Here is a 26,180-nt window from a genome sequence, read left to right as displayed (position 1 = left end):
TAATAATCAAACGGTTCGGATTTTGTGGAAATTGACTGATTTTATATTGCATGTTAATTAAAAATCTCTATACTTGTCGTTGTAATGGTAGCCCTGCTGGTAGCCTCGCAATTATACTCTGTGAACCCCGCCAGGACCGGAAGGTAGCAACGGTAACAGATCTATGATGTGCCGAAGTTTCGCTAGTAGGGCTGCCACCATTATTCTTCTTGTACACTTCTTCGTACAGCTTTCAAGATCACATCCATATCATATCCTCGATATTGCAAAAAGCGAATTTGCTTTGCTTGTAATTTTGGATCTTTTTCGACTTGAGTTCCATATTTTTTTACTTTAAGCCGATAAGCATGTTCTAACCAATCAGTTTCTTGTACTTGTTCTTGTATATAGTCTTGATCGACCTCTTTTTGCTGTAAAGTTTGATAAATACGTCGTGGGCCTTTGCCTTTGCGTATTTGGCTAGACAGGACTTGCTCAGCAACACGTTGATCACTTTGATACTGATATTGACTGAGTTCTTCAATCAGTTGCTCAACTTCATTGTTGTCTTCGGCATACTGATTCAGTTTAGTTCTTAATTCAGCTTTGGAGTATTCGCGTTTACACAACAAAGCATAGGCATAGCTACGTAGACGGGCGCCTTTCATGGTTTTTTGTGGCGGATGATCTGGGTTGAAATTGCGCATTTAAGGATTCCATAAAAATCAAAAAACGCCCCGTAGGGCGTTTTAGTGGAGTTTATATTAACTTTCTAAAAATTCAGCAGGTTCTTCATTCTCTTGATTTGAAGCTGCATTTGAAGTTGTTAATAATTGTTCACGAATCATGCGTTCAACTTCTTGAGCCATGGCAGTATTTTCTTCTAAATAGCGAATGACGTTATTTTTACCTTGACCAATTTTACTGCCCTGATACGAATACCAAGCTCCTGCTTTTTGTACAATTTCTTGTTGAACAGCAAGATCAACGAGTTCACCTAACTGGTTTACACCTTTGCCATATAAAATTTGGAAAAGTGCTTCTTTAAATGGAGGCGCCATTTTGTTTTTGACGACTTTGACTTTGGTTTCTGAGCCAATGATTTCATCGCCTTCTTTGACTTGTCCAACACGGCGAATGTCTAGGCGTACAGAAGCATAGAATTTCAGTGCATTACCACCTGTTGTGGTTTCTGGGCTACCAAACATCACGCCAATCTTCATACGAATTTGGTTAATGAAGATCACCATACAGTTAGAGCGTTTCGCATTACCAGTGATTTTACGTAAGGCTTGGCTCATTAGACGTGCTTGTAAGCCCATATGAGAGTCGCCCATTTCACCTTCAATTTCAGCACGTGGTGTCAGTGCTGCAACCGAATCGACAACAATCAGGTCGATTGCGCCTGAACGGACGAGCATATCTGCAATTTCAAGAGCTTGTTCACCATGATCAGGTTGGGAGACTAAGAGGTTGTCAATGTCTACACCAAGCTTACGGGCATATTGTGGATCTAAAGCATGTTCTGCATCGATAAAGGCACAGGTACCGCCAGCGCGTTGACATTGGGCAATCGCTTGTAAGGTCATGGTGGTTTTACCTGATGATTCAGGACCGTAAATTTCGATGATTCGCCCTTTCGGTAAACCACCAATTCCTAGGGCAATATCTAAAGTCAGTGAACCTGTTGAAATGGCTTCGACAGCTTGTACGGTATTGTCACCAAGGCGCATTACGGTATTTTTACCGAATTGTTTTTCAATTTGACTTAAAGCGGCATTGAGCGCTTTGCTTTTATTCTCATCCATCTCACAACCTCAAAAACGATGTAAATGTGTCACTATACTCAAAGTGGATGTCTAGGTTTGTTGCATGTCCACGATGTTCATAGTGACAGAATTGATTTCGATTAGCTATATAAAATTGCTGTTCTGCGACATGATATGTCGTGCTAAGCATCATCATGATATGACCAATATTCAGCATACTGTTGGTCGTTTTCTTGTTTAAATTTGCCAATTTGGCGTCGATCTTTTTTGCTTGGTCGATACTCAGGTCTTGCTAGGTTATTCATTTTTCGTTGTGTTGCAATCAGTTCCCGACGAGCGACACTGACCACGGTTTCTTCATAGAGTTGTTGTGCAATGGGGGCGGGGCCGCGTGTTTCTGTTAGCCCAATAATCATGACCGTTTTTTTATCAAAACCTTGCTGAATGGTGAGCTCCATACCTGCCCGAATTTCTTTGGAAACTTTTACCCGTTCACCTTGATGGTGGACTTTTCCGCCCTCAATCGCAGCTTTGGCTAGAGAGCGAGTTTTAAAGAAACGAGCGACCCATAGCCATTTGTCAACACGCATATGATCAGCAGGAGGGGTGTCATGCTGTTTTGTCATGGATATCCTTATATGGTCTATTCAATGAAAGTAACTCCAGTAGGTCGGTGAGTTCTTCAACCACTGGATAATCTAGTTTAGCACTATCTCGTGCAGGCTCAAGGCTAGAGGGCTGGGCAATGGTATAAAGCTGCTGAATTCCAAAGCGTTTAGCGCTATCAAGAACACGAGCAGTATCATCAATAAATACAGACTGTTTAGGGTCAAATGGGTAACGTTGTTGTAGTGTTGTCCAAAATTCTGGATGTTCTTTTGGATATCCAATACTTTCACTGCTAATAATCTGTTCAAAATATTTGCTCAGACCTGTCATTTGCATTTTTAGAGCTAGGCTTGCAATGTCGGCATTGGTTACAATCCAACACTGTTGTTTATGTTGCTTTAAGGCACGTAGCAGTTCATGACAGCCTGATCTCGCTTGAATTTTATGGCGAAATTGATGCTGAAGTTGTAGTACATCGCTACCTACGATTTCTGACCAAAATTTTGAAGAATACCATTGTAAGGTGTGCTGATGTTTTTGGTAAAACTGGAAAAGCTTTTCTTGGCTATCTGCGAGTGAGCATTGATGTTGGTGTGCATAATGCTGAGGTAGATGTTCATTCCATATAAATTGGTCAAATGCTAAATCTAACAGTGTTCCATCCATGTCGAACATGACGATAGTTTCGTTCATTTAAGGTTCCTTAAAACTTTTCAAAGTTCAATTTCTCTCCATAAAAACTTCTTTAGTTTTTGAATAATAAGAGTATTTGCTTAAAACTTAACTCTCAAAATATTTCAAAGTTCAACTAAGAAATTCATGTACCAAATATTTTTGTGTACATATTTATGTACATATTTAAGCAGATATATTGATGGATTAGAATTGTATATCACTTCAATATTTCAAAATTACTATGGCACTTAGTGACGCTTGGTTAAAGTCTAATAACGGAAAATTACGAGATAAAGTAGAGGTTGTTGCTGATAGAGACTCCTTGTCTGTCAGAATTTCTCCAAAAGGCAAAATTGTTTTTCAGTATCGCTATCGCTTCAATGGGAAGGCAAAACGGATTGATGTGGGCACATATCCATTAATGAGTCTGAAAGATGCTAGAAACCAGATCATTAACTATCAGACTGAGCTGGATCAGGGTAAAGATCCTTTGCAGCTCAAACTTAAGGAAGAAGTAACATATATTGCCCAGCCTACAGTGAAGCAGATTAGTGATGAATGGTTTGCTGTTATCGCTAAAGATAAAGTATCGGTTGAAGGGGATAAACGTGCATTTGAAATACATGTTTATCCCAGATTAGGTAAAAGAATTTGTGATGAAGTCACACTCCAAGAGTGGTCCAAATTGCTTTTCACAATTGCAGGCTATGCAAAAACCGTATCAGTCAAAATTTTAGGCAATCTTAAAATGATTATGAGATGGGGCTCAATACATGGAAAGCTCAAGTACACAACTTTGCAGCACCTAAGAGCCGTGGATCTGAATGTTAAGAAAAATGTAGGGACTCGATATCTAACTGAACAAGAGATCTTTTGGGTTGTTCACTCAATGATGCAATCAAAACTGACTCCAAAAAATAAGGCACTGTACTTACTACTATTGATCTTTGGTTGTCGTGTAAGTGAATTACGTACCGCAAGGAAATCTGATTTTGACTTTCTTCGACATATTTGGACGATCCCTCCAGAGCAGCATAAAACAGGGCATCGTTCAAGAAAGGCAATCATTCGACCACTGATTCCTCAGGTTGAAGAATTATTAAAGCAAGTCTTTGCTTTATCTCCAAAGGATTGCTTATATGCCTTTCCAGAGATGAGGGCTGATAGATATGGGATGGTTAAGAAAGGCTTTCAAACTACGATACCGCCATACATCACGGAGAAAGTTAAAGAGTTCTTTGGAGTATCAATGCCTGATTGGGTCACACATGATTTAAGACGAACAATGAGAACGCATATCGCTGAATTTGCACCTCCACATATATGTGAAATCATGCTTGGTCATGCTTTACCGCAAATTTGGGGAACTTATGACCTGAATGAGTATGTAGAACCTCAGGCAAAAGCTTATGCTAAGTGGTTTGATAAGCTTTGTGCCATTCTGAGTGATTATGATCGATTTGATAATGGCTCAATGCCAAGGGAGTCAATAAAACCATTTCTTGATTCCCAATCAGCAACCGCTTTAATCCCATAAAGATTAGTCGCTCTTCCATGACCCCTGAACATAGGTTCAGGGAAAGGATCTCTGTTGCGATTTCGCATATTGATTAATGTACCTTTAGTTATTTGGTACCTTTCTAAAATTTCCGAAGTTGAGATATATATCGCCATACATGAGCTCTTTGTAAATTTAGTTTCGACTATGGGGAATGAATCACTAATTCTTTTTTTGAGCAAAAATATGCACATAAATTTAAAATTCTTAAGTAAAAGTGCAAATATCTGCTCAAGTGTTTAGTTGAACTGATTTTTAAGTGCAGCTTGAGTAACGTGCTCAGCCAGTAAGTACCCTTTATCAACAATGTCACAGAGACGCTGATACTGTTGCTGATCTAGAGCATGCTCCTGGCAAAATGCCTTTAACTCAGATTCAATTTCTTGGCTGAGTTTTTGAGGGATGGCCATACTCATTACTTAACCCTCAATACTTTCTGTACGACTCATTTGAACGCCCAGGATCTTACTGCCCTGTGTTCTCCAAACCACTGTCTCTAGGCCAAATGCACCTTTAAGAAGATCGTCAATTTGATCTTTATCTAAAAAGAGATTGTGTGTTTTAAAAGTTGTTGTCTTGATTAGCGATTTACAGCTTTCTAGCGAAGGAATAGCAACTTGCTCAGGTTGCATGTTTGATGGCATATCTTCATTTTTTTGCATGAAAATTTCACCTTCAGGCAATTTATATTCACTTTTAGGTGATTTGCATTCATTTTTTACGGGTAAATATTCATTTTCACGTGGTTTATATTCAGGGTTAGACGGATCAAAATATTTCTGAATAATGTTCTGGTATTTACCGCCAAGGCTATCAATAAATTCACCAGCAGCTTTAGCATCCTCAATACTGTCACTGTGCTTTTTAACAACGCATGCAAATGAAATAATTTCTTCTATAGAGTCCCCAACAAGATCAACCATCATTCCATGTGACAATCCGTCATGCTGTTTAATAACGGCATAAAGACGATCTTCTCTTTTTGCCAGTGCCTTGATTTCATGTGAAGTGAAGCGACCACTAACTTTCGTTGATGGTGGATTAACAGTAGCTCTTTTTACAACTTTCATTTTGGGATCTCTTACAGGTTTCGGCGCTTCTTCCTCAGAATTCATATTTTCGGAAGCAGCCTTGCTTTCTAAAGGCAATTTCTTTTTTTCACTTAAAGACAGCTTATAAACGCCGTTTTCTTCCTCTAAATTTAGGGTAGGAATAATCTGTTTAAGCGTTTTTTGGCTTAGGCGACAGACAGTCATTAGCTGGGAAATAGTTAGGCCAAATGGATCAGCATTTAAAGCCTGTAAAACCTTATTTTTGGCTTTATCAAAGTCTGATGCTGCATTATGATTTTTTAACTCTCTAGCCGAGTTCATGTGCTATATCCTCCAAATAATGGGATACAGGAATTCCTGTATCCCATATTTGTTAATCTTTGAGTTCAGCCAGTCGGCTGTCATACGCATCATTGATGCGCTTGTCATTTGCTCTTGTTACGTCTGGGTCGGTGATGATTACAACTAGCTCATCGACAGATTTAGCATGTTGAATCTTTAGGATCATTGAATCTACAAAAGGTAGGTTCTCAGACTGATTGGCTTCAAACATGTTCTGTTGACTAAATAAAGTTTTGCGCTGTGCGTATAGATTCGTAACAGCCTGAAAATCTTGAGTAGTTAGCCTAGATTTATAACCGCTAATCGTATTAGCCACAGTCGTTTCCAAATAACCAAGATCGTTTGCATCTTTGATCATTTTTTCAATGCCGTCTCGAGACGATCTGCTTTTGATTTCATTAATAGGTTGCTGTGCTGTAGCTTCTTGTTCAAATTTTGCTGCACATTGATGTACAACTTCATGTAGGTAAAATTTATGTTGATCGGTCAGGCGATTATCACTTTCAAATTGACCAACAAAATCATTAACTTCAATTAAAGATTGGGCTTTATGCAGTTCAGCACTATATTGCTTACGAACTTCATCTGAGCTTTTTTGTGGAGCAGAAACTTCTCTAGCTGGAGAGTGAGAGGTGGTTTCGCTAACTGTTGATTCTTCAACAGCAACCTGATCAGCTTGAGTGTTGGCTTTACGTGTACGTGTCTTTTTGGTTGTACTCTGAGGGTCTTTTTCATCCTCAACAACCGTAGTTGTTTTGGTTATATTCACTCGTTGTGCTTTAACCATGTGTACCAAAGCTTTACGCTGATTAAGATCAACAACCTCTAGTACTTCTTCTTCAATAAAATCAAGTTGATCTAGTGTTTTACAACGCAATATCTGATTTTTTAAGCGATGGTAATCATCTTGAGAGTTAACATTTGCAACAGATAATGCTTGAGATTGTTCTTCTACCGCTTGCTGAGGTTGAACCTCATTATTCACGCGCTGGTCTAAATCTTGAGGCTGAACGTCCGATGATGAATCATCAGATCCGTTGTCTACCGTAATAAAATCACCATCAATGGTGATACCTTTGCCTTGCTCATTGGCACTAGAAACATCAAGCGCCGTAGATAGCTCAATTGATTGAGGCATGTATTTCAAAACTTGAAGCAAAGCAACTTTCTTTGCATACGCCTCAAAGTGTTTTTTACTGTAGTGGTTTGGTTGAAGTGCTGCTACTACAGTTTTTTTGAAATGTGCGTGAACCTTTCGGATTGGCCACACTTCAATAACAGGCATTTCCGAGTCTTTAACACGACCAATAGCATAAACATGGGTTAGTTTTTCTTCATCAAATTCACCACACGGACGATGATGGCAATATGGAGAGTCACCCAGCATGTAATCGAAATAATCGCCTTCATATACCGCACCCGTCCAAACGGATGCACGACCACCACGTTGTGCTAGATCAACAAGTCCTTTCCAACCGGGAACAAATGTACATTTGCCTCTGTATGGAATTAAATAGCCTTGACCATTTACACCAGGTTCTAACCCAAGTTGAGAGGCAATGATGATGCTGGCAAAAATAGAGTTTTGATCGCATTGTTGCAGATCCTTGTTTTGGCTGAATGCTGTTAAAGTTAAACGCACCATACGATCAGCATTAAGATGTTTTGGCAAAGCTAATTCCAATTGAGCTTTGTGCTTTTGAATAAACTGGTTAAGACGGGCAGTTGGAGTAACTTGATTGGTGTGTTGTTGTTCAGTATTCATAATTATTATCCAAAAAATTAGTTAAATTCGTGTTGTAGTGCTTGTTTCAGCATGTATGACGGTAGATTGATTTCTTCCAGTTCTTTGGAGTAACCATCCCACTCCTGTAGTACAAGCGACTCGTTAAGCAGCTCTTTAGCGCGGTAATAGCGTTGTTCACCAACCGATAGAAACAGGCTTGAAGCTTTGTACTGTTTGACGTTGAATGGAGCGGTATTTTCGGCAACCAAGAAAATGAAGTCGGGCTTATTTTCGGTACCATAAACTTGCTGAAATCCTTCGCGGTACATGGCCGCAGAAAGGTCGTAGGCAAAGTTGCCGCATTGTCTTTGAAATGCGATAGCACGTGCATCACTGGTGGTTTTTAGGTCAAGGATTAGACCATTGGGGAAAGCAGAGCAGGGCACAACATGCCAGTCGGGGCGTACACGTAGCTCTAAACAAAAGATAGGGTCTGTAAAAAAGAAACTTGCCTCAGCCATACCGTAGTTATTTTGCATAACGCCGTACATGCTCAAGGTTTGAAGGTTCTTAACGATACGTTTAGCGCCTTGTACTTGTTCTTCTGTGACTAGGGTTTTACCTTCATTGGATTGTTCCCACGCTGCAGCTTCCTCTTTACCAGCTTTAGTACGGCGATCAAACACAGGAGCAATCACAAACTCATTTAAAAATTGCTCAGGCTCAAGAAAAAGGGTATGTGCCAGTGTGCCAAAGTCCATACAGGCTTTACGCTCTTTCTCATGTTCTTTGGCAATATTGTATGAGTAGAAGTGAGCCGCAGAACGGATCATATCTTTAAGCTGGCTAGAACTATACTCAGGACGAGCATGGTATTGAGCATTACTCATACCTTCTACAATGTTGAGTGCAATTGGTGCTGGAGCAAGTGTTGGGTCAAAATAAGCATTCATTGCCTTATCTCCCAAACAAGCTATAGATCACAAAAGTAATCACGGCGTAACAGATCGTACCGATGGCAGCAAACAATGCAAATTCTTTCGCGTTGACTAACGCAATTTTGATACGACTAGGGCGTTGTTCTTGAGCTGTTGGCTCACGATATAACAGTTCGGTTGTTTGACTTTTGTTAGAGTCGAATTTTGGGGTTTGACTGTGTGATACGCGTTGAGACATAATGACCTCGCAAAGTTATTTGTAAAGCCCTGTGTCCGCCAAGATCTCAGGGCTTTTTTGTTGCTTGTGATCAAATATTAGCATACTAATATAAACAGTCAATAATTTACTTATATTTTATTAGTTTTCTAATCTAATACTATCAAAGATAAAAGCCTCACAAATGTGAGGCTTTCAAAGTAAGGATAATTACCGATGATCAAGTAGGGCTAAAAAGGAATTATATCTAGGTGATCCTCTCATACGCTCATGACCTGGTTGTAATGAGTGGCATCCAATACAAAGTACTTGTAGGTTATTCTCAGTATTATTGAATTTTTGACGATCAATATGGTGTACATCTAAAAACTGATGATAATTAGGATGAGATAGATCAATCTGGCACAATGAACACTGCCAGTTTGCTTTTATTCGAGTTTGTTTACTGATAGATGACCAATTAGTCGGATACTTATTACTCTGAGCCTGATAAAAGGGCGTAGCTCTCTCTATAAATAAAGAAACTATATATGTCCTGAAAAATTCCTCAATATTAAATTCTTCTACTGCTTTTGCTTTGTCCGTAGATGAACTCACGTTATAGGAGCCAAATCCTTTATAATTAATACAAAGCAAACAGTTTTGACATACTTTAAGCTCTTTAACTTGTTTACCTTTTTTAATGCCTATAGATGACCCAACGTAATCAACATCAAATAGCCCATCTACACGATGAGTTTCAACATAACGGTTAAAGCCTTTGTTTTTTCGTTGATCGATTAGTGTCTTGCAGTTAGCAAAATGGAATTTTGGTTCATAGTCACTAAAACTAAAAATATGAATTAAAACTAAATCTCGTCGACCATCAGGATATTCTTTATATAAAAGATTTGATTTAGAAATTTTAACATCTGATTTTGATAATGCTTTAATTACGATGTCTTGAGGAATAGCTAACGATGGCGTATTTCCATATTTAGCAAAATAGCCATCTGGTATTTTTAATTCTTGCCTTAACTTTTTAATTTTCTCATCAAAATTGAAGTCAGGTAGTTCAATACTCATTATTGTGTCACCTTAAACATCTCATTTAATCGATTATCAGCATTAGTTTTAATTCTAATTTCAACACGTTGGGATGCTATCGCGTTTTCACTACCATCTTTATTAAGAATAGGATGTGATGAGGATAATCCATTTGCTGTAACATGCTTTTTTAGCCAATCTTTATGATGAATATTTGGCATAGTAAGTACGTGTTCTAGTACAGTTTGAGTTCGAGCTTGAGATAATTGCATGTTTGCAAAATATGCATTTTCTGAAGTAAGCCCTTGTCCCCATCTACTTGATGTGTGACCTTCAATACGTATTTCTTCAATACTATTTTTGAATTTATCGGAGTAAATAATATTAAGGTATCTTGGGAAGAAATCATTTAAAATTGAAACAAATTTTGGCTTTAATACAGACTCGCCTGTGTCAAATAAAACATCTGGAGAGTTAAAGCGTACTACAAGTGCTTGTGGATCACATTCAGCATGCCATTCGCTTAAATTTTTCGCAAATTCACCACATAATGTTCTTCCTAGATTATTTTTAACATCTTGATAATCATTAGCAATGTGATTAATTCGAGACATATAAAGAATGGCAATGAGCATAAATATCATCATCAAACCAGTCATTAGGTCAGCTAGGGGTATCCAATGGCTTTCATCCGATTCAGCTTTATTTTTAAAAAACATTTGATTACCTATTGTTTCCATTGACAGTTTTATAGGTATTAATTAAAGATTCATTTAATGATTTATGGTCTTTAATCATCTGTTCCATAAGTGTTGCTGCATTTTTCCCAAGAGATTCAATAGATACACTAATGGCTTTTTCAATACCAGCGGTTAGAATTTCAGTTTGGCTTGCTGTTTTAGCAATTGAGCTATCAATAGTTTCATTAAATTTTTGTGATGACTTAGAAATCTGTTCGCTAATATTTATAATTTTATGCTCAATTTCAGGTATTTCTTTTGATGTTACTGTCACCAAGCTATTAAGATCCGTGAGTAGAGACTTTAGTGCATACAATTGCTCTTGAAATAAATTCAATTGCTCATTCAGTGCTTCTGAGGTTGTATGGAAAATTTCAGCATGTTCAACCAAAGAAACGTATCGATTTGCTGCGACTTCCATAGAATCAGTACTTTTCTGAATCTGAACTTCATACTGTTTTTGCCAAGTAATTAAATGGTTCACAGCATCTGCAAGGTCTTTGAAGTTATCTGCAATATGGTCTGTAATTGTGATTTGAAAGTCTTGAAGAACCTCTCTTAAAGCATCGATTAACTCTGCTGTAGCACCTTCTCTAATTTGATCAAGTGCATTCTCTTGAACTTCAATTAATCTATCAAATTGGTTTTTATTTTCATCCTTAAATAGAGCAACTTGCTCAGCAATATTTGTGCTGATATCTTCGCCAAGTGATTTAGTAAAATTCTCAAGCGCTCTGATGAGATCACTGTTATCTTTGCCTTTAATACTATTATCAATATTTTGTAATTCTTTTAGCATGTCATTAGGCGTTACTTCTGCTTCTTTAGATGCATTTTGCATGTAATTGAAGTGCCTTAATTTAATTATTACAGCACCACCAACACCAAATACAGATGCCCAGAAAGCAGTTCTTAAGCTTGCCAGTAGTGATGGTATACTTGCTTCTATATTCGTTGAATCAAAATTCCATAGTCCCAAAGCTATTCCAAAAAAAGTAAAAAAGATACCAAGTGTTGTTAATATAGTGGGAGAATAAACAGCATTATTGGGTGTGAATTTAATTAAGTAATAAATCCCAAAACTGATAATAATAAAAACTGCTATAGCAGTAAATGCAATATGAACATCAAACATGATAAACCTATATTAAGATAATGTTAATTATTAAATAATATTAATGATCTTTTCTAAATCAAGCATTAATCCAATTGATTTGGTATTATTATCTGCTATGTTAGAAATTATCGATGACTTTATACATGATTCATTTTACCCAGTTTAATAGTTGTATGAACCCTACCTTTGTAGCACTAAGGATTATGGTTTTACTAACGCAATTTCTAAGCGACCAACAAAATTGATTGAGTTTAATTCTTCATTTGTAATGAACTCATCTGGGTATCTTGTTTTATCAGGATTATCACTTGCTAATCTCACAGTTTTTTCACCTGAATAACTTACAAAAATTCTTTTCATTCTTAACTCATTATTATGAGTAAAGATATAAACATTTCCATTCTTAAGACTATCTGGGTCTTTATCTGATATATCAACAAATAAAGGACTATCAGGTGCAACGGTAGGCCACATACTGTATTCAGCCGAATAAATGATTCTTAGGTTTTCAGGTTTAGTTTGAATACCCATAATTTTTAAGATATATGGATCTATATCTAGATATTCACTTACATCTTCCAAAAAGTGTTCGATGCCAGAACCACAAGAAGCTTTGATGTCTTTATAAACAGGGATTCTTACATTTGTAGACTTACGCTCCCCAGCTCTAAATTCAATCGGAGCGATTTTTATGTCGCTATCTACTTTGTCGGGCGATTTACCTGTAGATAGCCAATATGCATCAACACCTAAAAAATTTGCGATAGCTGGTAAGAATGATGAGGATGCTACTCTCCCAGTTTCAAGCTGACTATACGCTGACTGTGTAATGCCAACAGCATTCACAACATCTACTTGTGATTTTTGAGCATTTTTCCGTGCTTGTTTAAGACGATCCTTAAGCATCAATACTTACTCCTAATATCTAAGTTAAATATATTAGTCAACTAATATTAAATCAAATTAGAATACTTATTGATTTAATATTAGAATACTAATAATATTTCAGGTGTTACTTATATTTTGAGACACCTATGGAAACGATTTATCAAAATTTAGTTGATCATTTTGGTGGTCAAATTGCTACAGCTTCGGCATTAACTGTTAGTCAATCAACGATTAGTGGGTACGTTTCAGGACGTTGGAATATGTCTGAGAAAGTAGCTTTCCGAGCTGAAAAAGCAACATCAGGAAAATTTAAAGCAGTTGACCTTTGCCCATCACTTAAAGAGTTCCAAGACTTAATTGCATAACCACTGAATTTTAGAAAAAAGCACTTAAACACAAACCATTTATGTAGGTGGCTTATGTCTGAAAAATTAACATCAAGCGTCACGTTTAAATGTACGGATGAATTAAAGATCAAATTAGAGCGTATTGCTCGTTCAAGGAAATTGAATGGCTCATCAGAGCTTATGCGTATAGCAGCCATTGAGATCGTCTCGGAGGTTGAGGAGATGCTTAATTGTCTACAAATGCCAATTGATCTGACCACAGTTACCGAAGATACAAAGAATACTGGTGGCTTTGAGCTTATGCCTTCACCACCAATTCGTGATGTTACCCCACGAGATCCAAACACAAAAAAAGCTCAGTTGTTACGACCAACTGAGCTTCTCTTGCCATTCAGCAATTAACTGAACGAAGACTTATGACGAATTTAACACAACAACCTAGCACTGGCAATTCCAGTGCTTTTAACAGCTTTTGCGAGTCCGTTTTGAAACCAACGATCCAATGCACTTGGTGCAACCAGTTATTTACAGAACAGCAGCTTGCTAAAGACCTGTTTGATGAAGAAACAGGAGAGTACTTCGATGGCTGTCCAAACTGTAAGACCGACCAACATCTTGCGGATCTGCTGCCATCACCAAACCTGATTGACCGCTTTATTGCTTCAGGTGAATTTGACCAGGCATTGCTAGAGGTAATCACTAACTTGGTTGAGGGAAAAAATGCATGACGAACGCCCAGCAAAACCAAACTTAGACCGAATCAAGCAACTCAGACAATGGCACACAGCAGCAATGTGTGTCTTTGACGAAATGTTTAAAGAGGCTCAGAACAATCTGGCCAAACGAAATTACACCGTCAGCAACGCGGCAGTATGCCGTGAAGATTTTAGAAAAAAACTTGAATGGGATTTTCGCCTTCACTGGAGCATAGCGAAAGAAATCGAAAGAAGCCTCATTGCTGAAAGTGTACTGGAATGTGTTGGCAGAGGCTTTGCCAAAAGAAAACAGGGGAAATAACGTGAAATTACAGCAATTAGAACACCCAATCGAGCATCCATGCCTGGGGAAATGCACCGAATTTAAAACTGAATCATGTGGCACATGCCTTGTTCAGCAAATTGAAACCTGCGGTCTAACTTCAATGCCGCTTATTCATGAAAACTTTGTAGTTGATGATGTTGTGGTCATTGTTGACCCAAGATTCGCCGATGATCTTTTTGTGGTCACGGCGGTTGTGAGTAAACCGCACTTTTTATACCCATGCGCGTGTGTGGAAGATTCAAGCGGAAACAAGGATCTTTTTGGATTCACTATTTTACGCCGTGCAACTACTGCTGAACTAAAGGCTAAAAAGCGCCTTCTACCCGATGTTGAAAAGCATCACCAACGGGCACTTGAAGCACAAGGGGAGGTTTCATGAAAGCACGTCCAATTCTCCTAAAATCCCAAGAAATAACAGCCGTCTTGGAAGGGCGTAAGATTCAATTGCGCCGAATCCTCAAGGCTAAACAAGGCGGAGATTGTCCTGCGGAAATGTGGGTTGATCAGCTTGCACTTAAAGATGTAATTGAGTGGCGCGAGCAAGAAGACCAGTGGTTTGGCTTAATGGGATATCGAACACTTGCTTTAGCTAATTGTCCATTTGGAAAGGTTGGGGATCATCTTTGGGTTCGTGAAACTTGGGCTGGAGTAAATCTATACGGTGAAATTGCACTTGCCTATAAAGCAGATAGTGAAGTGATACGTGTTGTAGAGAATGAAAGCTTCCAGGGCGAGGATGGATTAATAAATTATGACGATCCGCGTCTAGAGAAATATTCATTTGCAGCTTGGGCTGACGACTTGCTTGACGGTAAAGAGGGTTCCTGGAAGCCACCAGTCCAAATGCCACGTTGGGCATCCCGTATTTTGCTTGAAATTACCAATGTTCGCATTGAACGCCTCAATGAGATTTCCGAAGCAGATTGTGTAAAAGAGGGAATCGGCTCAGCTTTACTGCGTGACTGTAAAAAGCCCAAGTTTATTGAGCAATGGGAGCAGATCCATGGACCAGATACCTGGTCTCAAAATCCGTGGGTTTGGGTAATTGACTTTCGTGTAGTTGAAGGTGGTGAATCATGATGGATACCACCTTAATTCTCGCTCTAACCGATATTGTTCAAAAGCCTAAAGCGGAGCGCCTGAACGCCATTCAAGCTATTTTTGCAGATAAATCAAAGGATGAAGTGTTAGCTGCATTTCATTCCGTTTTTTGGACGGGTGTTGATTACGCCGCATCTTGTGACGAAACACTTCATTTGCATCTAGTCACAACGGGCGACATTCATCCTTATACCGTTGAAAAACTGAATATGCCAAGTTTTCAGGGTGCATTACATGGGTTGATCTTAGCTCAGAAAGCACCTAAGCAAGCTGTTCTTTGTGAGAGTTGTGCCTACCGTTGCGGCACGTTAGCTAATCACTCTCTTACCACTCAGGCAGATCTAGCATACGCCATTAAAAATGAAAAGGTCTTCTATTGCCACAAGGATATTGAAAACCTTGATTGCCCGACCAGCGAAGATCGTAAACGTATGAAGCCGTGTAAAGGCTGGGCACAGCACATTAAAGAATCGGGAGAAAAAGCATGAGTCGATTTATTCCCAATAGCTTCATGGTTGCTAACGCATTTGTTGATGAAGCGATGGATAAAATTAGCGATGCAGCAGTCAAAATTTACCTATTGATTGTTCGTAAAACTCGCGGCTGGACGAAAGATTTTGATGCTCTTTCTATTTCGCTGCTTGAGGAACTTTCTAAAAAGAGTCGTCCAACAGTTGTACGCTGTTTAAAAGAGCTTGCAAAAGTGGGCTTGGTGAAGAAACACCATCTATCTAAATACGGTAACGTCTATTCACTGATTGATGATTACAACCTAGGGAAAATTATTAAGTTCCCTCGCAATAAAAAGGCTTTGCTGAAAGATTTTGAACCTAAAAACAACCTAGTTAAAAATTTTAACTACCCTCAAATTCAAGAGAAAACAGGCATTAATTCAGGCTATAAAGTAAGCGGTATTCACTTAAACTTTGCTGACAAAAAATCAGTGCTAGTTAAAAAATTTAACCAGTCTAGTAAAAATTTTTTACTGCTGCTAGTTAAAAAATTTAACACACAAAATACAACTATCAAAAAACACTCTCAAAATAAAAAAAACACGTGGCTTGATTTTAAAAAATTGGAATCTTTGATTTGTTCAATCAACGAACATATCGAGTTCAATGAAATCAAAACCGCCACCTGGTTTAATCAAGAGCTTTCCAATTTCACTGAGTACAACAAAACACGTGGACACTCGGATGATGAAATGCTCAAGTTTTTTGCAAACTGGATGATTACCGCTTATTTCAAATATGAGCGATTAACACGTCGTCCAGCATCTAAACCAAAAACTGCATCACAAGCATCAACGCAGCATCAAACCGTTGGCTTACAACCGAAGCAAATTGCCATGTTTGCAACCCGACTTTCTCACGATTCTGAATATGCCAGTAAGTTTGCTGAAGTCGGTGAAAGCCGTGAACAGTTTGCAGCCCGTATTGCTCGTAAGCTTGAAAACCCTTCTGAGGCTCTAAAACTTGAGAAGCACCTGCGCCGTGTTGGTTTTGACGGTGTTCTTGCTTTAGGGGAGATGGCAGCATGAAATTAATTCCAATCATTAATGCATATTTTAAGGCTCCATTCTTTCCAGTCTTGAATATTGTTTCTGTCTCAGGTGGCAAGGATAGTGCAGCAACTCTATTACGTGCAATTGAATGCAATGCACCTAATCTTATGGCTGTTTTTGCCGATACTGGAAATGAACATCAAGTTACTTATGATTATGTTCGATATTTGGAATGTCAAACTGGTGTGCCAATTACATGGCTAAAAGCTGATTTTTCAAAACAAATTGAAAATAAACGTAATCGCTTATTTAAGGTAATTCGTGGCGAATTTGTGCGTGGCAAATGGACGCGTCGTCGCGCTATTCGGGCATTAAAACATACCCATGCCACAGGTAATTCATTTCTAGATTTGTGCATTTGGAAAGGGCGCTTCCCTTCAACTAAAGCACGATTTTGTTCAACAGAACTTAAACGTGAAGTAATTCTCTACAAACTTCAATTTCCGCTTATTGATCAAGGATTCAAAATTATCTCATGGCAAGGCGTTCGTGCTGATGAGTCTTTGGATCGGTCAAAACTGCCAATGTCTGACCACATTGGTGATGGTGTAACAAATTATCGACCGATTCTTAAATGGTCTGCTGCTGACTGTTTTGACATGCATAAGAAACACAATATTGATCCTAATCCGCTTTACAAAATGGGAATGGGACGAGTTGGTTGTATGCCTTGTATTCATTGTAATAAGGCTGAATTACGACAGATTGCTGACCGTTTTCCTAAAGAAATTGATCGAATTGAAAGCTGGGAACGCATGGTTGGAGCAGCGTCGCGGAGAGGATCCGCGACGCTGCTCACCAGTGATAAGCGAGGTCATGGAATCCGTGAGCTAGTCGAGTGGTCAAAAACTACGAGAGGGGGAAAGCATTACGATTTAATACCTCTCACAGAAGATACAACCTCTTGTTCTTCTGTTTATGGTTTATGTGAGTGAGGTGCGGCATGAAATACTGTTACGGTTCAGTTTGCTCAGGTATTGAGGCTGCCACAGTTGCTTGGCATTCATTAGGTTTTGATGCTGCTTGGTATTCAGAAATTGAAAAATTTCCTAGTCAGGTCTTAGATCATCACTACCCAGAAGTGGTCAATCTTGGAGATATGACCGCAATTGCAGAGCAAATCAAAAACCAGCAGGTTGAAGCACCTGAGATTCTTGTTGGTGGAACACCATGTCAAGCATTCTCCATTGCGGGCTTACGGAATTCTTTAAGTGATGATCGAGGGCAATTAACCCTTGAATTTGTGAGATTGGCAAATGAAATTGATACAACAAGATCTATTCGAGGATCTAAGCCAGCCGTTATCGTTTGGGAAAATGTGCCAGGAGTACTCAACACCAAAGACAACGCATTTGGCTGCTTTTTGGGAGCTTTGTCAGGTTCGGGGAGTGAACTTAAACCGACAGGGCGAAAATGGTCAAACGCTGGTTGTGTGTTTGGACCACAAAGACAAGTCTATTGGAGAGTCCTTGATGCTCAATATTTTGGACTCGCCCAACGGCGCAAGCGAGTGTTTGTTGTCGCAAGTGCTCGAACAAAATGTATCCGAGAAGTACTTTTTGAGTCCCAAGGCATGTTTGGGAATATTGAGAAGGGCGGAAGCAAGGGGGAAAGTCTTGCCAGAAGTTGTGAGAGCCACACTAGAAATGCAAGCACAACTGTTAGCGGAAAAACCTACACTCCACCACTTTTAGCATCGCATGGCCAAAAAAAGTGGCTAGGTAATCAAGAAGCATTTTGCGGTGATTACTACATTAAGCATGTAATAGGTATTGGTGGGATGACAGCTAATGCAGCAATTTCGCATGAAACCTATCCCACTATATTGGCGACCTGCGATAGAGGCTATCTCATTACTTACGGTATTCAAGGCAACATCATTGGTCGATCAATTAATGCAGGTGGTAATGGACTTGGATTTAAGAGTGAGCAAGCACCCACATTAACAGGTATGGATCGTCACGGCGTTTTATATTGTGGTACGAAAAATGATTACTTGCGAGATCTTGCCTTGAATGTTTCACCAACATTGAGAACAGGTGGCAAGGCTGGTGGGGCAATCAATCAGGCAATATTTCAATATTTACCATCTCATATTTTTCATGCTGCACGTTATCTCACAGAGATTGAATGTGAACGCCTACAAGGTTTTCCAGACAACTACACCAACATTCCAAAAGCAGCAGCAACACATCGTTATAAGGCTTTAGGCAATTCAATGGCTGTCCCGGTTATGAAATGGATTGGTGAGCGTATTAAAAAATACTTGGAGTCAGATCATGAGTGATAGAGCACTTCTTTATATAGGAATTACTGCATTTTTTCTGATTTGGCTTGGGGCAACCATTCAAAAGGAGGGTCTACCGTGGTGATTAAGATCGATAGCCTATGTAAGGGGGATCAATGACTTACTTCGTCTCAAACGCTGAGTTTAATCGCTTGATGCAACGCCGTAACAAGAAGGTTCAAAAGGAAAAAAAGAAGGCAGATCCTAACCCTGAACCTAAAATTCCAGCCGAGCAGATTCAAGGTACCGTATTTGATTCATCGGATGATGTGCTTATTGAGTTTGAGATATTGATGACTCCACCTACCGTAAACCACTATTGGGTTGAAGCTGGGTATCGTGGACGTAAATATCTGAGTCATCGAGCACATCACTTCCGCGCCGTGATTCAGCGTTTTGTGAAACCTCTCAATTATTTGGGCGAAGTACAAGTTTTTATGGAGTATCACGTACCAGATAAGGTGAAACGTGATGCTGATAACGTGGTAAAGCCGATATTTGATGCTTTGATGAAAGCGCAATTGATCTGTGACGATTCTCAGATCTCTAAATTTTTCATGATGAAACAGCCTGTTTTTAAAGGCGGAAAATTAAAAGTTAAAGTTGTTAAGGGTCAGGTGAGTGTATGAGCAATAAAAGCAATGCAGATTTAATTCTTGAGGCGATTAAGGATCTACATAATCAAGAGCAGATTGTGACGAGAGAGACTTTGTCACAGCTAACAAACCTGAAACTTTCAATCATTGATGACCGCCTGAGCTATTTGGTTGATTCTGGTTACATTGTTCGCGTACAGCGCGGTGTGTTTGTTCCAGCACCAAAGCACCGTCCAGCACGTCTTATGTCAAAAACACTACTTCCTGACGGTACTGTGAAAATTGATATTGGGGATGACCAGATTTTGACATTAACGCCACGTGAAGCGCGTACTCTTGGCAATCTTATGGTTGCAGAGGCTATGCAGTACGCGAATATTGAAATGGGCCATCATATGGCCATACTTCAGAGTGAAGTATCAGGTCAGGTACGGAAACTTAAACGGCAAGTTGAGGGCTTGGTGGGCAAGGGGACACAAGGAGAATTACTCTATGAACATGATTGATGTCATTCAAAAATCAATATTGGATCATTTGAGTACGGATACAGTATTAAATGGTTTGAGTACAGGTACAGCGCCGTCCATTGATAGTGTTAAGCCCTTAACGTATGAGCAATTGATGACTCATGTTGCACAATTTGAAGAACCTGAGACTAGCGAAGATGATCCTTATGCTATTCTTCTTTCTCAAGAAAAATTTAATATGCTGGTTCAATCAAAAGCTATAAACCTTTTTGATAATTCTTGCCCTATGGAAAAAGTGGTTGCTGTCTTATATGGTATGCCTGTCATTATCCAAGACATATTTGAGTACAAGATATTAACCAAAAGGGAATATGTAGAGTTTTTTAATGCACAGCAGCGTAAGCAGCTTGGTGGGAATAGTTTTTATGACTTAAAAAAAGAGCGTGGAATTAAAATCCACTCAGTTTGATTGCAAGCATAGTTTAAAAAAGCTCTCGATTGAGGGCCTTTCTTTTCCCACCCCTCTAAGGTTAGACCGCCGTGCCATAAATCAATGATCATTAAACCCAAATGAGGTTTAGTGATCATGTCAGAAAAGAAAGTAATTGATTGGGAAAAAATCGAGCTTGATTATCGGGCTGGTGTAAAGTCGTTGCGCGAAATTGCAGCTGAACATGACATTTCAGATGGTGCAATTCGTAAACGAGCAAAGCGCGATGATTGGTCCCGTGATTTATCCGCAAAAATTAATGCAAAAGCGGAGGATTTGGTACGCAAAGAGTTGGTACGCAGTGAAGTACGCACCCAAACCGCTATTTCAGAAAAAGAAACGATTGATGCTAATGCACATCAACAAGCCGCCGTAAGACTCTCTCAACGTAAAGACATCCAGCGTTCACGTTCCATTGCTATGCAGTTATTTGATGAGCTCGAACATCAAGTCGGTGTTGTGAATGTAGAGCTACTGGAAGATCTTGGTGAACTAATGCGTGATGAGGATGAAAAAGGTCAAGATAAACTCAATGACATTTACCACAAGATCATTTCATTGCCTGGTCGTGTGAAGTCCATGAAGGATCTGAGCGATACGCTTAGAACCTTAATCGCGTTAGAACGTCAGGCATTTGGATTAGACGACAAAGAAAATACTGCAGTCGATCCGCTTCAATCGCTACTTAATCGCATTGCTCAAAATAATAACTCTGCATTTTCACCAGTTGCGGAGGATAAAGACTATGCGAATTAAGCACATGTACGTGAATCTGACGCATGATTACCTTGCTCAAAACAATTTCATGCACGTACACGCGCCTATTTCACCTCTATTTCGCACAAAATGGGATGAAATAGCATGACTGGCGTTATTTATAATACAGACCTCAAACCCTTACCAACCAATGAGCAAGAATTAGAACGCTGTTTGGCTGATCCTAAGTGGCGTATTTTTAGTGGTTGCCTGTACAAGATCAAAATTAAAGGTGATGACTTTCGGGATGAGTACGGCGAACTACAAACGGCTGATACGTTTGAATTGCCGTTTCAGCCGAATGATGCACAGATTCGATTCTTAGATCGGTTGTGGTACCGCAATATTATTCTGAAAGCACGTCAGCTAGGTTTCACAACACTGATTTGTATTCTATGGCTTGATCATGCCTTATTTAATGCCAATCAGAATTGCGGCATCATCGCTCAAGATCTTCCAACCGTATTCAATATCTTTAAAGATAAGATCAAATTTGCGTACGATAGTTTACCGCCTGAGATCCGTGAGCGTTTTCCACTTAAAACCTGCAATAAATCAGAAATGGAATTTGCTCACAACGGTTCAACCATCCGCGTAGCAACCTCATTCCGTTCGGGTACCATTCACCGTCTGCATATTTCTGAGTTCGGGAAGATCTGTGCCACAGATCCAGCCAAAGATGACGAGGTGATTACTGGTTCTATCCCAACCGTACCGACCAACGGCGTTTTGGTCATCGAATCAACGGCGGAAGGTCGTAACGGTTCGTTCTATCAGATGGTTCAAATCGCCCAAGCAAACTATGCAGCGCGTAAAAAACTAGGTCTTAAAGACTATCGCTTCCATTTCTATGCCTGGTGGCAAGAACCTAAGTATCGTCTCGATGCGTCCAGTGTTCATATTTCGCATGAAGATCACCAAAACTTTGATGAGATAGAGGAAAAAGTTAAGCAAGAGATGGGCATTGAATGCCATCTTGATCCTGATCAACGTGCTTGGTACGTCATTACTCGCGATAACGACCTGAAAGGCGATCAAGCGAAAATGTGGCAGGAATATCCTTCATTCCCTGAAGAAGCTTTCCAAGTGGCCAAAGACGGCAACTACTATGCCAAAGATATGCTGAAGCTAAGAAAGCGTGGCGGTGTGTGTGCTGTTGAAGTCCTAGATATACCAGTAAACACCTTTTGGGATATAGGGAACAGTGATGGCTGTTTTATCTGGTATCACCAATTAATGAATCAACAAGATCGTTTTATTAACTGTTACGAGGCACACGGCGAAAACCTACAGCATTATGTGGCAGAGCTTACCAGTCATGGATATGTATTTGGTACCCATTATTTACCGCATGATGCAGCACATCGACGTTTAGGTGATTTCAATAAATCTACACTAGAACAATTAGAGGATTTATTACCTGGTCATAATTTTGTGATTGTTCCTCGAATCACACTGTTGAATACAGGCATTCAATTAACTCGCAAGTGCATGAAAAACTACTGGTTTGATGAAAAGCGGTGTGACTTGGGTATTAAACGTATCGAAGGCTATCAGAAGAAATTTTCTAAATCTGAAAAACGCTTTATTGATGAACCCAACAAAGCCAATGGCTGTTCTGAAGGCGCAGATGCACTACGTCAGCATGCACAAGCCAAAGAATCAGGACTATTGGACGATTACGTCTATACGGCTAGCCAAAATCCTTATGGCCAAAGTACAAATAGCAACAACCAAACCAAACAGCATGGTTATGTAGAAGCACCTGCACCCGATTGGCGACTTTAGAGAGATTTTTAGCATGATTGAAGAACAACAAGGCACACAAGATCAGGATGATGTTGAGGATCTGCTCACAGTCGATGAATTGACTGAGATTATGCATGAGATCCAAGAGCAACCAGCATGGCGATCTATTGCAGATAAAGAAATGGATTATGCTGACGGCAACCAACTTGATAGTGAATTGCTGAAACGTATGCAGCAGATTGGCATACCGCCAGCGATTGAGGACATGATTGGTCCAGCACTTTTATCGGTTGAAGGCTATGAGCTACAGACACGTACAGATTGGCGTGTCAAAGCCAATGGTGATGATGGTGATGACGTTGCTGATGCACTGAACTATAAGCTGAACTTGGCTGAGAAGCAGTCCAAAGCAGATAAAGCCTGTAGTGATGCGTTTCATACACAGATTGCTTGTGGTCTTGGTTGGGTTGAGGTTAAGCGTGAGAAAGATCCGTTTAAATTTCCATATCGCTGTGTTGTTGTGCGCCGCAACGAGATTCACTGGGATATGAAAGCCAATGAACCTGATTTAAGTGATGCGCGCTGGTTACGCCGTACACGCTGGGTTCATCCTAAACGGCTTATTTCTGCATTTCCGATGCATAAAGAGTTGATACAAACCGTTGGGCGCTATGGTGGCTCATGGTGGCAGCAAGATCTATCTGTATTGGATGGTGGCGGTATGAGTACCAATCTAAACAATGCATGGCTTGAAGCACGTTCATATACGATCAGTGAGCAATACTGGTATAACCCGACATCCAAGGAAATGAATATTGCAGAGGTTTGGTATCGCCGTTGGGTGAATGTACCTGTATTACGGTTCCAAGATGGTCGTGTTGTTGAGTACGATGATGGCAATATTGCTCATGCAATCGCGATTGTTCAGGGTATGGCTACTGTAGAACAGGCAACAGTATCTAAGGTACGGCGTTCATATTGGCTTGGTCCACATTGTTTGCATGATAGTCCTTCACCATATTCGCATCATTATTTCCCATACGTTCCATTTTGGGGATTTAAAGAAGATAACACTGGTATTCCTTATGGCTTTGTACGCCGTATGAAGTACAACCAGGATAGCATCAATAGTGGTATCTCTAAGTTACGTTGGGGCATGAGTGTTACCCGTGTTGAGCGTACCAAAGGTGCTGTAGCGATGACAGATGAGCAATTACGCCGTCAGGTTGCACGTCCAGATGCCGATATTATTCTTGATGCAAATCATATGCAGAAATCAGGTGCACGTTTTGAGGTGAAGCGTGACTTTGATTTATCTCAGCAGCATTTCCAATTACTCAATGACAACCGTGCAGCTATCGAGCGTGTCAGCAATATCACATCAGGTTTTCAGGGTAAGAAGGGCAATGCTAATTCAGGCAAGCAAGAGCAGCTGCAGATTGAGCAATCGAATCAAACCTTGATGAAGATCATGGATAATTTTCGCGAAGCACGGACGTTAATGGGTGAAATGCTTTTATCTATGATTGTTGAAGATTTTGGTACACGTCCACATACCATAAAGATTAAAGGTGATGCGGTACGTGATGAGCGTGAGATTATGATCAATAAGCCCGAAGTGGACGAGTTTGGTTATCCTTATGTTTCAAATGATGTGCAGCGCGTTCGCTTGAAAGTCGTTCTTGATGATGTACCAAGTACTAGCACATTCAAAGAGCAGCAGCTTAATTCATTGTCTGAAGTTATCAAATCATTACCTGCCAATATTCAAGTTGCAGTACTTCCTTATCTTATGGCGCTTACGGATATTCCATACAAGAAGGAAATTATTGATTCGATTAAACAGGCCAGCCAAGCACAGACACCTGAGCAAATTCAACAGCAGATCCAAGAAGCCGTTAAACAAGCCCTTGCAAATGCAGGTAATGAGATTAAATTGCGTGAGCTGGAGCTTAGAGAGCGCAAAACAGATAGCGATATTAAGCTTATTGATGCCAAAACCGTACAAACAGGTGTTCAGTCTTCCTTTAGCGCAATGCAAGCAGGTGCTCAGGTCGTCCAGATGCCAGGAGTTGCTCCTGTTGCTGATGTGGTGATGAAAGGAGCAGGGTATCAACGTCCTAATCCAATGGGTGACGATCCAAACTATCCTACGCCAGCAAACGTACAGGCTGCACCTAATCAGCAGATGCCACAGGTGCATGAGAATACCAGCCCCATGAATCCACCAGTACCGCAACATGCAGGTACAGGAATGCAGGGGATTGAAACAGAAAGGACGAGTGATAATTTGGGGTGATACACAGGCAAGTTACCCAACCCTGTAAGGCATGAGTGGTTTGTTATATTCACCAATAATCAAGGCAAGCATGATCGCTTGTCTTTTTTATTGGAACCAAAATGAGCAATATTGATCCTAAACAACTGAAAGAATGTCAAAAAGTAAAATTTGATAATGAAAATATTTGGTATGCGGTTAAAGCTGTTCGCCATCCTTTTGTGATTTGCACAACCAAACTATTTGGTAAAGGTTATTACACCATATTGGATGTCGAAAAGAATATTCGAGGTACAGGCACATCGTGGGGATGTGGGTATATTACTGATGAGGATATAGCACAGTCTATGCTTGCGTTACACGGCGAACATCCTGACGATATTAGCAATGAAATTTCGCGCCGTAATCGTGTGCCTTTGAGCATTGTTCAGGTTAAGGTGATTGAAAGCTAGTTGGCATAGAAGTATGCAATCTTTCTGATTTGAATTATTATAAGGCTAGGGTGATGATAGTTTGCCGACCCTCATCACCCCATAGTGTTAGTTGTAAATGTTCACCTCTTTGTTGATTTCAACGAGGGGTGAACTCATTGAAATACTCACATCGAATACATGTGGCTTTATCTCCACATGAGGCATAAACAAACAAACCACTACGAATAACATCGTCTTTCTTTTCTTCATATTAAGCAGCTCCAATTGGCTATTGTTTATAATTGGATGTTTTCATGGCTGCAATAAAAAAGCAATAAAAAACAAATCGTTATTAAAGTTTTGATTGGCTAAGCAATGGATTTAAAAGGGGTTTCCTGAAATTCACTATGTAAAGAAATGTAATCAATCATAATCTATTAATGTACCCCTGTAAG

31 protein-coding genes and 1 other RNA gene are annotated in these 26,180 nt (G+C 39.7%); 19 read left to right on the top strand and 13 right to left on the bottom strand.

All coding sequences use genetic code 11. The features are described 5' to 3' along the window. The first annotated feature begins 94 nt into the window (after window positions 1-94). Window positions 95-191, top strand: an RNA gene (ffs, locus tag LVY74_RS01785) — signal recognition particle sRNA small type. 9 nt (window positions 192-200) lie between these two features. Here ffs and LVY74_RS01780 read toward each other — a convergent pair. The 4 genes from LVY74_RS01780 to LVY74_RS01765 form a co-directional block, all read right to left on the bottom strand. Next, a complete protein-coding gene (locus LVY74_RS01780) occupies window positions 201-686 on the bottom strand; it encodes a regulatory protein RecX (RefSeq protein ID WP_151777890.1) in 486 nt (161 codons plus the stop codon). A gap of 57 nt (window positions 687-743) precedes the next feature. Continuing rightward, a complete protein-coding gene (gene recA / locus LVY74_RS01775; RefSeq protein ID WP_237813570.1) occupies window positions 744-1,787 on the bottom strand; it encodes a recombinase RecA in 1,044 nt (347 codons plus the stop codon). A gap of 143 nt (window positions 1,788-1,930) precedes the next feature. After that, window positions 1,931-2,374 (bottom strand): RNA-binding S4 domain-containing protein, encoded by a 444-nt coding sequence (locus tag LVY74_RS01770; protein ID WP_237813569.1) that lies wholly within the window; start codon window positions 2,372-2,374, stop codon window positions 1,931-1,933. Further along, window positions 2,358-3,050 (bottom strand): HAD-IA family hydrolase, encoded by a 693-nt coding sequence (locus tag LVY74_RS01765; RefSeq protein ID WP_237813568.1) that lies wholly within the window; start codon window positions 3,048-3,050, stop codon window positions 2,358-2,360. The genes LVY74_RS01770 and LVY74_RS01765 overlap by 17 nt, the downstream gene beginning before the upstream one ends. A 223-nt stretch (window positions 3,051-3,273) precedes the next feature. Here LVY74_RS01765 and LVY74_RS01760 point away from each other — a divergent pair, with 223 nt between their 5' ends. Continuing rightward, a complete protein-coding gene (locus LVY74_RS01760) occupies window positions 3,274-4,569 on the top strand; it encodes a tyrosine-type recombinase/integrase (protein WP_237813567.1) in 1,296 nt (431 codons plus the stop codon). 260 nt (window positions 4,570-4,829) lie between these two features. Here LVY74_RS01760 and LVY74_RS01750 read toward each other — a convergent pair whose 3' ends face one another. From LVY74_RS01750 to LVY74_RS01710, 9 genes are all read right to left on the bottom strand, one after another. Further along, window positions 4,830-5,006, bottom strand: a complete 177-nt coding sequence (locus LVY74_RS01750) for a DUF4344 domain-containing metallopeptidase (RefSeq protein WP_237813565.1) — start codon at window positions 5,004-5,006, stop codon at window positions 4,830-4,832. A 3-nt stretch (window positions 5,007-5,009) separates the two neighbouring features. Next, entirely contained in the window at window positions 5,010-5,963 is a 954-nt protein-coding gene (locus LVY74_RS01745) for a hypothetical protein (RefSeq protein ID WP_237813564.1), read from the bottom strand. A 52-nt stretch (window positions 5,964-6,015) separates the two neighbouring features. Next, window positions 6,016-7,749: a recombinase RecT gene (locus LVY74_RS01740; RefSeq protein WP_237813563.1), complete on the bottom strand. Its 1,734-nt coding sequence runs from the start codon at window positions 7,747-7,749 to the stop codon at window positions 6,016-6,018. 17 nt (window positions 7,750-7,766) lie between these two features. Continuing rightward, the gene (locus LVY74_RS01735) at window positions 7,767-8,663 is read right to left on the bottom strand and encodes a PD-(D/E)XK nuclease-like domain-containing protein (protein WP_237813562.1); all 897 of its coding nucleotides are present in this window, start codon (window positions 8,661-8,663) and stop codon (window positions 7,767-7,769) included. A 4-nt stretch (window positions 8,664-8,667) separates the two neighbouring features. Continuing rightward, window positions 8,668-8,886 (bottom strand): hypothetical protein, encoded by a 219-nt coding sequence (locus LVY74_RS01730; RefSeq protein WP_237813561.1) that lies wholly within the window; start codon window positions 8,884-8,886, stop codon window positions 8,668-8,670. Window positions 8,887-9,075: 189 nt separating this feature from the next. Continuing rightward, window positions 9,076-9,930, bottom strand: coding sequence for an HNH endonuclease (locus LVY74_RS01725; protein ID WP_237813560.1), 855 nt, complete (start codon window positions 9,928-9,930; stop codon window positions 9,076-9,078). Continuing rightward, window positions 9,930-10,631, bottom strand: a complete 702-nt coding sequence (locus LVY74_RS01720; RefSeq protein ID WP_237813559.1) for an OmpA/MotB family protein — start codon at window positions 10,629-10,631, stop codon at window positions 9,930-9,932. Before LVY74_RS01720 ends, LVY74_RS01725 begins: the two co-directional genes overlap by 1 nt. Further along, window positions 10,615-11,766: a hypothetical protein gene (locus LVY74_RS01715; RefSeq protein ID WP_237813558.1), complete on the bottom strand. Its 1,152-nt coding sequence runs from the start codon at window positions 11,764-11,766 to the stop codon at window positions 10,615-10,617. The genes LVY74_RS01720 and LVY74_RS01715 overlap by 17 nt, the downstream gene beginning before the upstream one ends. A 183-nt stretch (window positions 11,767-11,949) precedes the next feature. Further along, a complete protein-coding gene (locus LVY74_RS01710) occupies window positions 11,950-12,654 on the bottom strand; it encodes an XRE family transcriptional regulator (protein ID WP_237813557.1) in 705 nt (234 codons plus the stop codon). A 128-nt stretch (window positions 12,655-12,782) separates the two neighbouring features. On the opposite strand from LVY74_RS01710, the gene LVY74_RS01705 reads away from it, so the two are divergent. From LVY74_RS01705 to LVY74_RS01625, 17 genes are all read left to right on the top strand, one after another. Then, window positions 12,783-13,001 (top strand): YdaS family helix-turn-helix protein, encoded by a 219-nt coding sequence (locus LVY74_RS01705; RefSeq protein WP_237813556.1) that lies wholly within the window; start codon window positions 12,783-12,785, stop codon window positions 12,999-13,001. Between the two features lie 54 nt (window positions 13,002-13,055). Further along, window positions 13,056-13,385, top strand: a complete 330-nt coding sequence (locus tag LVY74_RS01700; protein ID WP_151778341.1) for a ribbon-helix-helix protein, CopG family — start codon at window positions 13,056-13,058, stop codon at window positions 13,383-13,385. A gap of 14 nt (window positions 13,386-13,399) precedes the next feature. Then, entirely contained in the window at window positions 13,400-13,711 is a 312-nt protein-coding gene (locus LVY74_RS01695; protein WP_237813555.1) for a hypothetical protein, read from the top strand. Beyond that, window positions 13,704-14,000 carry a hypothetical protein gene (locus LVY74_RS01690; protein WP_237813554.1) on the top strand — a complete coding sequence of 99 codons (297 nt, stop codon included), beginning with the start codon at window positions 13,704-13,706 and terminating at the stop codon, window positions 13,998-14,000. Before LVY74_RS01695 ends, LVY74_RS01690 begins: the two co-directional genes overlap by 8 nt. Before the next feature lies 1 nt (window position 14,001). Continuing rightward, entirely contained in the window at window positions 14,002-14,403 is a 402-nt protein-coding gene (locus LVY74_RS01685; protein WP_237813553.1) for a hypothetical protein, read from the top strand. After that, window positions 14,400-15,104 (top strand): hypothetical protein, encoded by a 705-nt coding sequence (locus tag LVY74_RS01680; protein ID WP_237813552.1) that lies wholly within the window; start codon window positions 14,400-14,402, stop codon window positions 15,102-15,104. Before LVY74_RS01685 ends, LVY74_RS01680 begins: the two co-directional genes overlap by 4 nt. Next, window positions 15,101-15,613: a hypothetical protein gene (locus LVY74_RS01675; protein WP_237813551.1), complete on the top strand. Its 513-nt coding sequence runs from the start codon at window positions 15,101-15,103 to the stop codon at window positions 15,611-15,613. Before LVY74_RS01680 ends, LVY74_RS01675 begins: the two co-directional genes overlap by 4 nt. Next, entirely contained in the window at window positions 15,610-16,665 is a 1,056-nt protein-coding gene (locus LVY74_RS01670; protein ID WP_237813550.1) for a hypothetical protein, read from the top strand. The genes LVY74_RS01675 and LVY74_RS01670 overlap by 4 nt, the downstream gene beginning before the upstream one ends. Then, window positions 16,662-17,624 (top strand): phosphoadenosine phosphosulfate reductase domain-containing protein, encoded by a 963-nt coding sequence (locus tag LVY74_RS01665; protein ID WP_237813549.1) that lies wholly within the window; start codon window positions 16,662-16,664, stop codon window positions 17,622-17,624. Before LVY74_RS01670 ends, LVY74_RS01665 begins: the two co-directional genes overlap by 4 nt. An 8-nt stretch (window positions 17,625-17,632) precedes the next feature. Beyond that, window positions 17,633-18,976, top strand: a complete 1,344-nt coding sequence (locus LVY74_RS01660) for a DNA cytosine methyltransferase (protein WP_237813548.1) — start codon at window positions 17,633-17,635, stop codon at window positions 18,974-18,976. 116 nt (window positions 18,977-19,092) lie between these two features. Then, window positions 19,093-19,605 carry a RusA family crossover junction endodeoxyribonuclease gene (locus tag LVY74_RS01655; protein WP_237813547.1) on the top strand — a complete coding sequence of 171 codons (513 nt, stop codon included), beginning with the start codon at window positions 19,093-19,095 and terminating at the stop codon, window positions 19,603-19,605. Then, window positions 19,602-20,078, top strand: a complete 477-nt coding sequence (locus LVY74_RS01650) for a hypothetical protein (protein ID WP_237813546.1) — start codon at window positions 19,602-19,604, stop codon at window positions 20,076-20,078. Before LVY74_RS01655 ends, LVY74_RS01650 begins: the two co-directional genes overlap by 4 nt. Next, a complete protein-coding gene (locus LVY74_RS01645) occupies window positions 20,065-20,508 on the top strand; it encodes a hypothetical protein (RefSeq protein WP_151778334.1) in 444 nt (147 codons plus the stop codon). The genes LVY74_RS01650 and LVY74_RS01645 overlap by 14 nt, the downstream gene beginning before the upstream one ends. Before the next feature lie 117 nt (window positions 20,509-20,625). Then, window positions 20,626-21,285 (top strand): hypothetical protein, encoded by a 660-nt coding sequence (locus tag LVY74_RS01640; protein WP_237813545.1) that lies wholly within the window; start codon window positions 20,626-20,628, stop codon window positions 21,283-21,285. Between the two features lie 105 nt (window positions 21,286-21,390). Further along, window positions 21,391-23,073 (top strand): terminase, encoded by a 1,683-nt coding sequence (locus LVY74_RS01635; protein WP_237813544.1) that lies wholly within the window; start codon window positions 21,391-21,393, stop codon window positions 23,071-23,073. A gap of 13 nt (window positions 23,074-23,086) precedes the next feature. Further along, window positions 23,087-25,333, top strand: coding sequence for a portal protein (locus LVY74_RS01630; RefSeq protein ID WP_237813543.1), 2,247 nt, complete (start codon window positions 23,087-23,089; stop codon window positions 25,331-25,333). A gap of 101 nt (window positions 25,334-25,434) precedes the next feature. Continuing rightward, complete coding sequence (locus tag LVY74_RS01625; protein ID WP_237813542.1) at window positions 25,435-25,764, top strand: hypothetical protein; 330 nt, start codon at window positions 25,435-25,437, stop codon at window positions 25,762-25,764. Window positions 25,765-26,180: the final 416 nt, after the last annotated feature.

Source organism: Acinetobacter sp. ME22, from assembly GCF_022012315.1.
Lineage (GTDB): Bacteria > Pseudomonadota > Gammaproteobacteria > Pseudomonadales > Moraxellaceae > Acinetobacter > Acinetobacter brisouii_A.
This window is presented reverse-complemented; position numbering and strand designations above follow the sequence as displayed.

Bases quoted from the DNA above. Each gene is read 5' to 3' on its own strand.
- LVY74_RS01690 (WP_237813554.1), top strand. From the start codon at position 13,704: ATGCATGACGAACGCCCAGCAAAACCAAACTTAGACCGAATCAAGCAA.
- LVY74_RS01705 (WP_237813556.1), top strand. From the start codon at position 12,783: ATGGAAACGATTTATCAAAATTTAGTTGATCATTTTGGTGGTCAAATT.
- LVY74_RS01635 (WP_237813544.1), top strand. From the start codon at position 21,391: ATGACTGGCGTTATTTATAATACAGACCTCAAACCCTTACCAACCAAT.
- LVY74_RS01770 (WP_237813569.1), bottom strand. From the start codon at position 2,374: ATGACAAAACAGCATGACACCCCTCCTGCTGATCATATGCGTGTTGAC.
- LVY74_RS01720 (WP_237813559.1), bottom strand. From the start codon at position 10,631: ATGGAAACAATAGGTAATCAAATGTTTTTTAAAAATAAAGCTGAATCG.
- LVY74_RS01730 (WP_237813561.1), bottom strand. From the start codon at position 8,886: ATGTCTCAACGCGTATCACACAGTCAAACCCCAAAATTCGACTCTAAC.
- LVY74_RS01780 (WP_151777890.1), bottom strand. From the start codon at position 686: ATGCGCAATTTCAACCCAGATCATCCGCCACAAAAAACCATGAAAGGC.
- recA (WP_237813570.1), bottom strand. From the start codon at position 1,787: ATGGATGAGAATAAAAGCAAAGCGCTCAATGCCGCTTTAAGTCAAATT.
- LVY74_RS01710 (WP_237813557.1), bottom strand. From the start codon at position 12,654: ATGCTTAAGGATCGTCTTAAACAAGCACGGAAAAATGCTCAAAAATCA.
- LVY74_RS01745 (WP_237813564.1), bottom strand. From the start codon at position 5,963: ATGAACTCGGCTAGAGAGTTAAAAAATCATAATGCAGCATCAGACTTT.
- LVY74_RS01675 (WP_237813551.1), top strand. From the start codon at position 15,101: ATGATGGATACCACCTTAATTCTCGCTCTAACCGATATTGTTCAAAAG.
- LVY74_RS01725 (WP_237813560.1), bottom strand. From the start codon at position 9,930: ATGAGTATTGAACTACCTGACTTCAATTTTGATGAGAAAATTAAAAAG.
- LVY74_RS01735 (WP_237813562.1), bottom strand. From the start codon at position 8,663: ATGAATGCTTATTTTGACCCAACACTTGCTCCAGCACCAATTGCACTC.
- LVY74_RS01695 (WP_237813555.1), top strand. From the start codon at position 13,400: ATGACGAATTTAACACAACAACCTAGCACTGGCAATTCCAGTGCTTTT.
- LVY74_RS01640 (WP_237813545.1), top strand. From the start codon at position 20,626: ATGTCAGAAAAGAAAGTAATTGATTGGGAAAAAATCGAGCTTGATTAT.
- LVY74_RS01645 (WP_151778334.1), top strand. From the start codon at position 20,065: ATGAACATGATTGATGTCATTCAAAAATCAATATTGGATCATTTGAGT.
- LVY74_RS01750 (WP_237813565.1), bottom strand. From the start codon at position 5,006: ATGAGTATGGCCATCCCTCAAAAACTCAGCCAAGAAATTGAATCTGAG.
- LVY74_RS01765 (WP_237813568.1), bottom strand. From the start codon at position 3,050: ATGAACGAAACTATCGTCATGTTCGACATGGATGGAACACTGTTAGAT.
- LVY74_RS01625 (WP_237813542.1), top strand. From the start codon at position 25,435: ATGAGCAATATTGATCCTAAACAACTGAAAGAATGTCAAAAAGTAAAA.
- LVY74_RS01630 (WP_237813543.1), top strand. From the start codon at position 23,087: ATGATTGAAGAACAACAAGGCACACAAGATCAGGATGATGTTGAGGAT.
- LVY74_RS01655 (WP_237813547.1), top strand. From the start codon at position 19,093: ATGACTTACTTCGTCTCAAACGCTGAGTTTAATCGCTTGATGCAACGC.
- LVY74_RS01700 (WP_151778341.1), top strand. From the start codon at position 13,056: ATGTCTGAAAAATTAACATCAAGCGTCACGTTTAAATGTACGGATGAA.
- LVY74_RS01665 (WP_237813549.1), top strand. From the start codon at position 16,662: ATGAAATTAATTCCAATCATTAATGCATATTTTAAGGCTCCATTCTTT.
- LVY74_RS01760 (WP_237813567.1), top strand. From the start codon at position 3,274: ATGGCACTTAGTGACGCTTGGTTAAAGTCTAATAACGGAAAATTACGA.
- LVY74_RS01715 (WP_237813558.1), bottom strand. From the start codon at position 11,766: ATGTTTGATGTTCATATTGCATTTACTGCTATAGCAGTTTTTATTATT.
- LVY74_RS01670 (WP_237813550.1), top strand. From the start codon at position 15,610: ATGAGTCGATTTATTCCCAATAGCTTCATGGTTGCTAACGCATTTGTT.
- LVY74_RS01740 (WP_237813563.1), bottom strand. From the start codon at position 7,749: ATGAATACTGAACAACAACACACCAATCAAGTTACTCCAACTGCCCGT.
- LVY74_RS01660 (WP_237813548.1), top strand. From the start codon at position 17,633: ATGAAATACTGTTACGGTTCAGTTTGCTCAGGTATTGAGGCTGCCACA.
- LVY74_RS01680 (WP_237813552.1), top strand. From the start codon at position 14,400: ATGAAAGCACGTCCAATTCTCCTAAAATCCCAAGAAATAACAGCCGTC.
- LVY74_RS01650 (WP_237813546.1), top strand. From the start codon at position 19,602: ATGAGCAATAAAAGCAATGCAGATTTAATTCTTGAGGCGATTAAGGAT.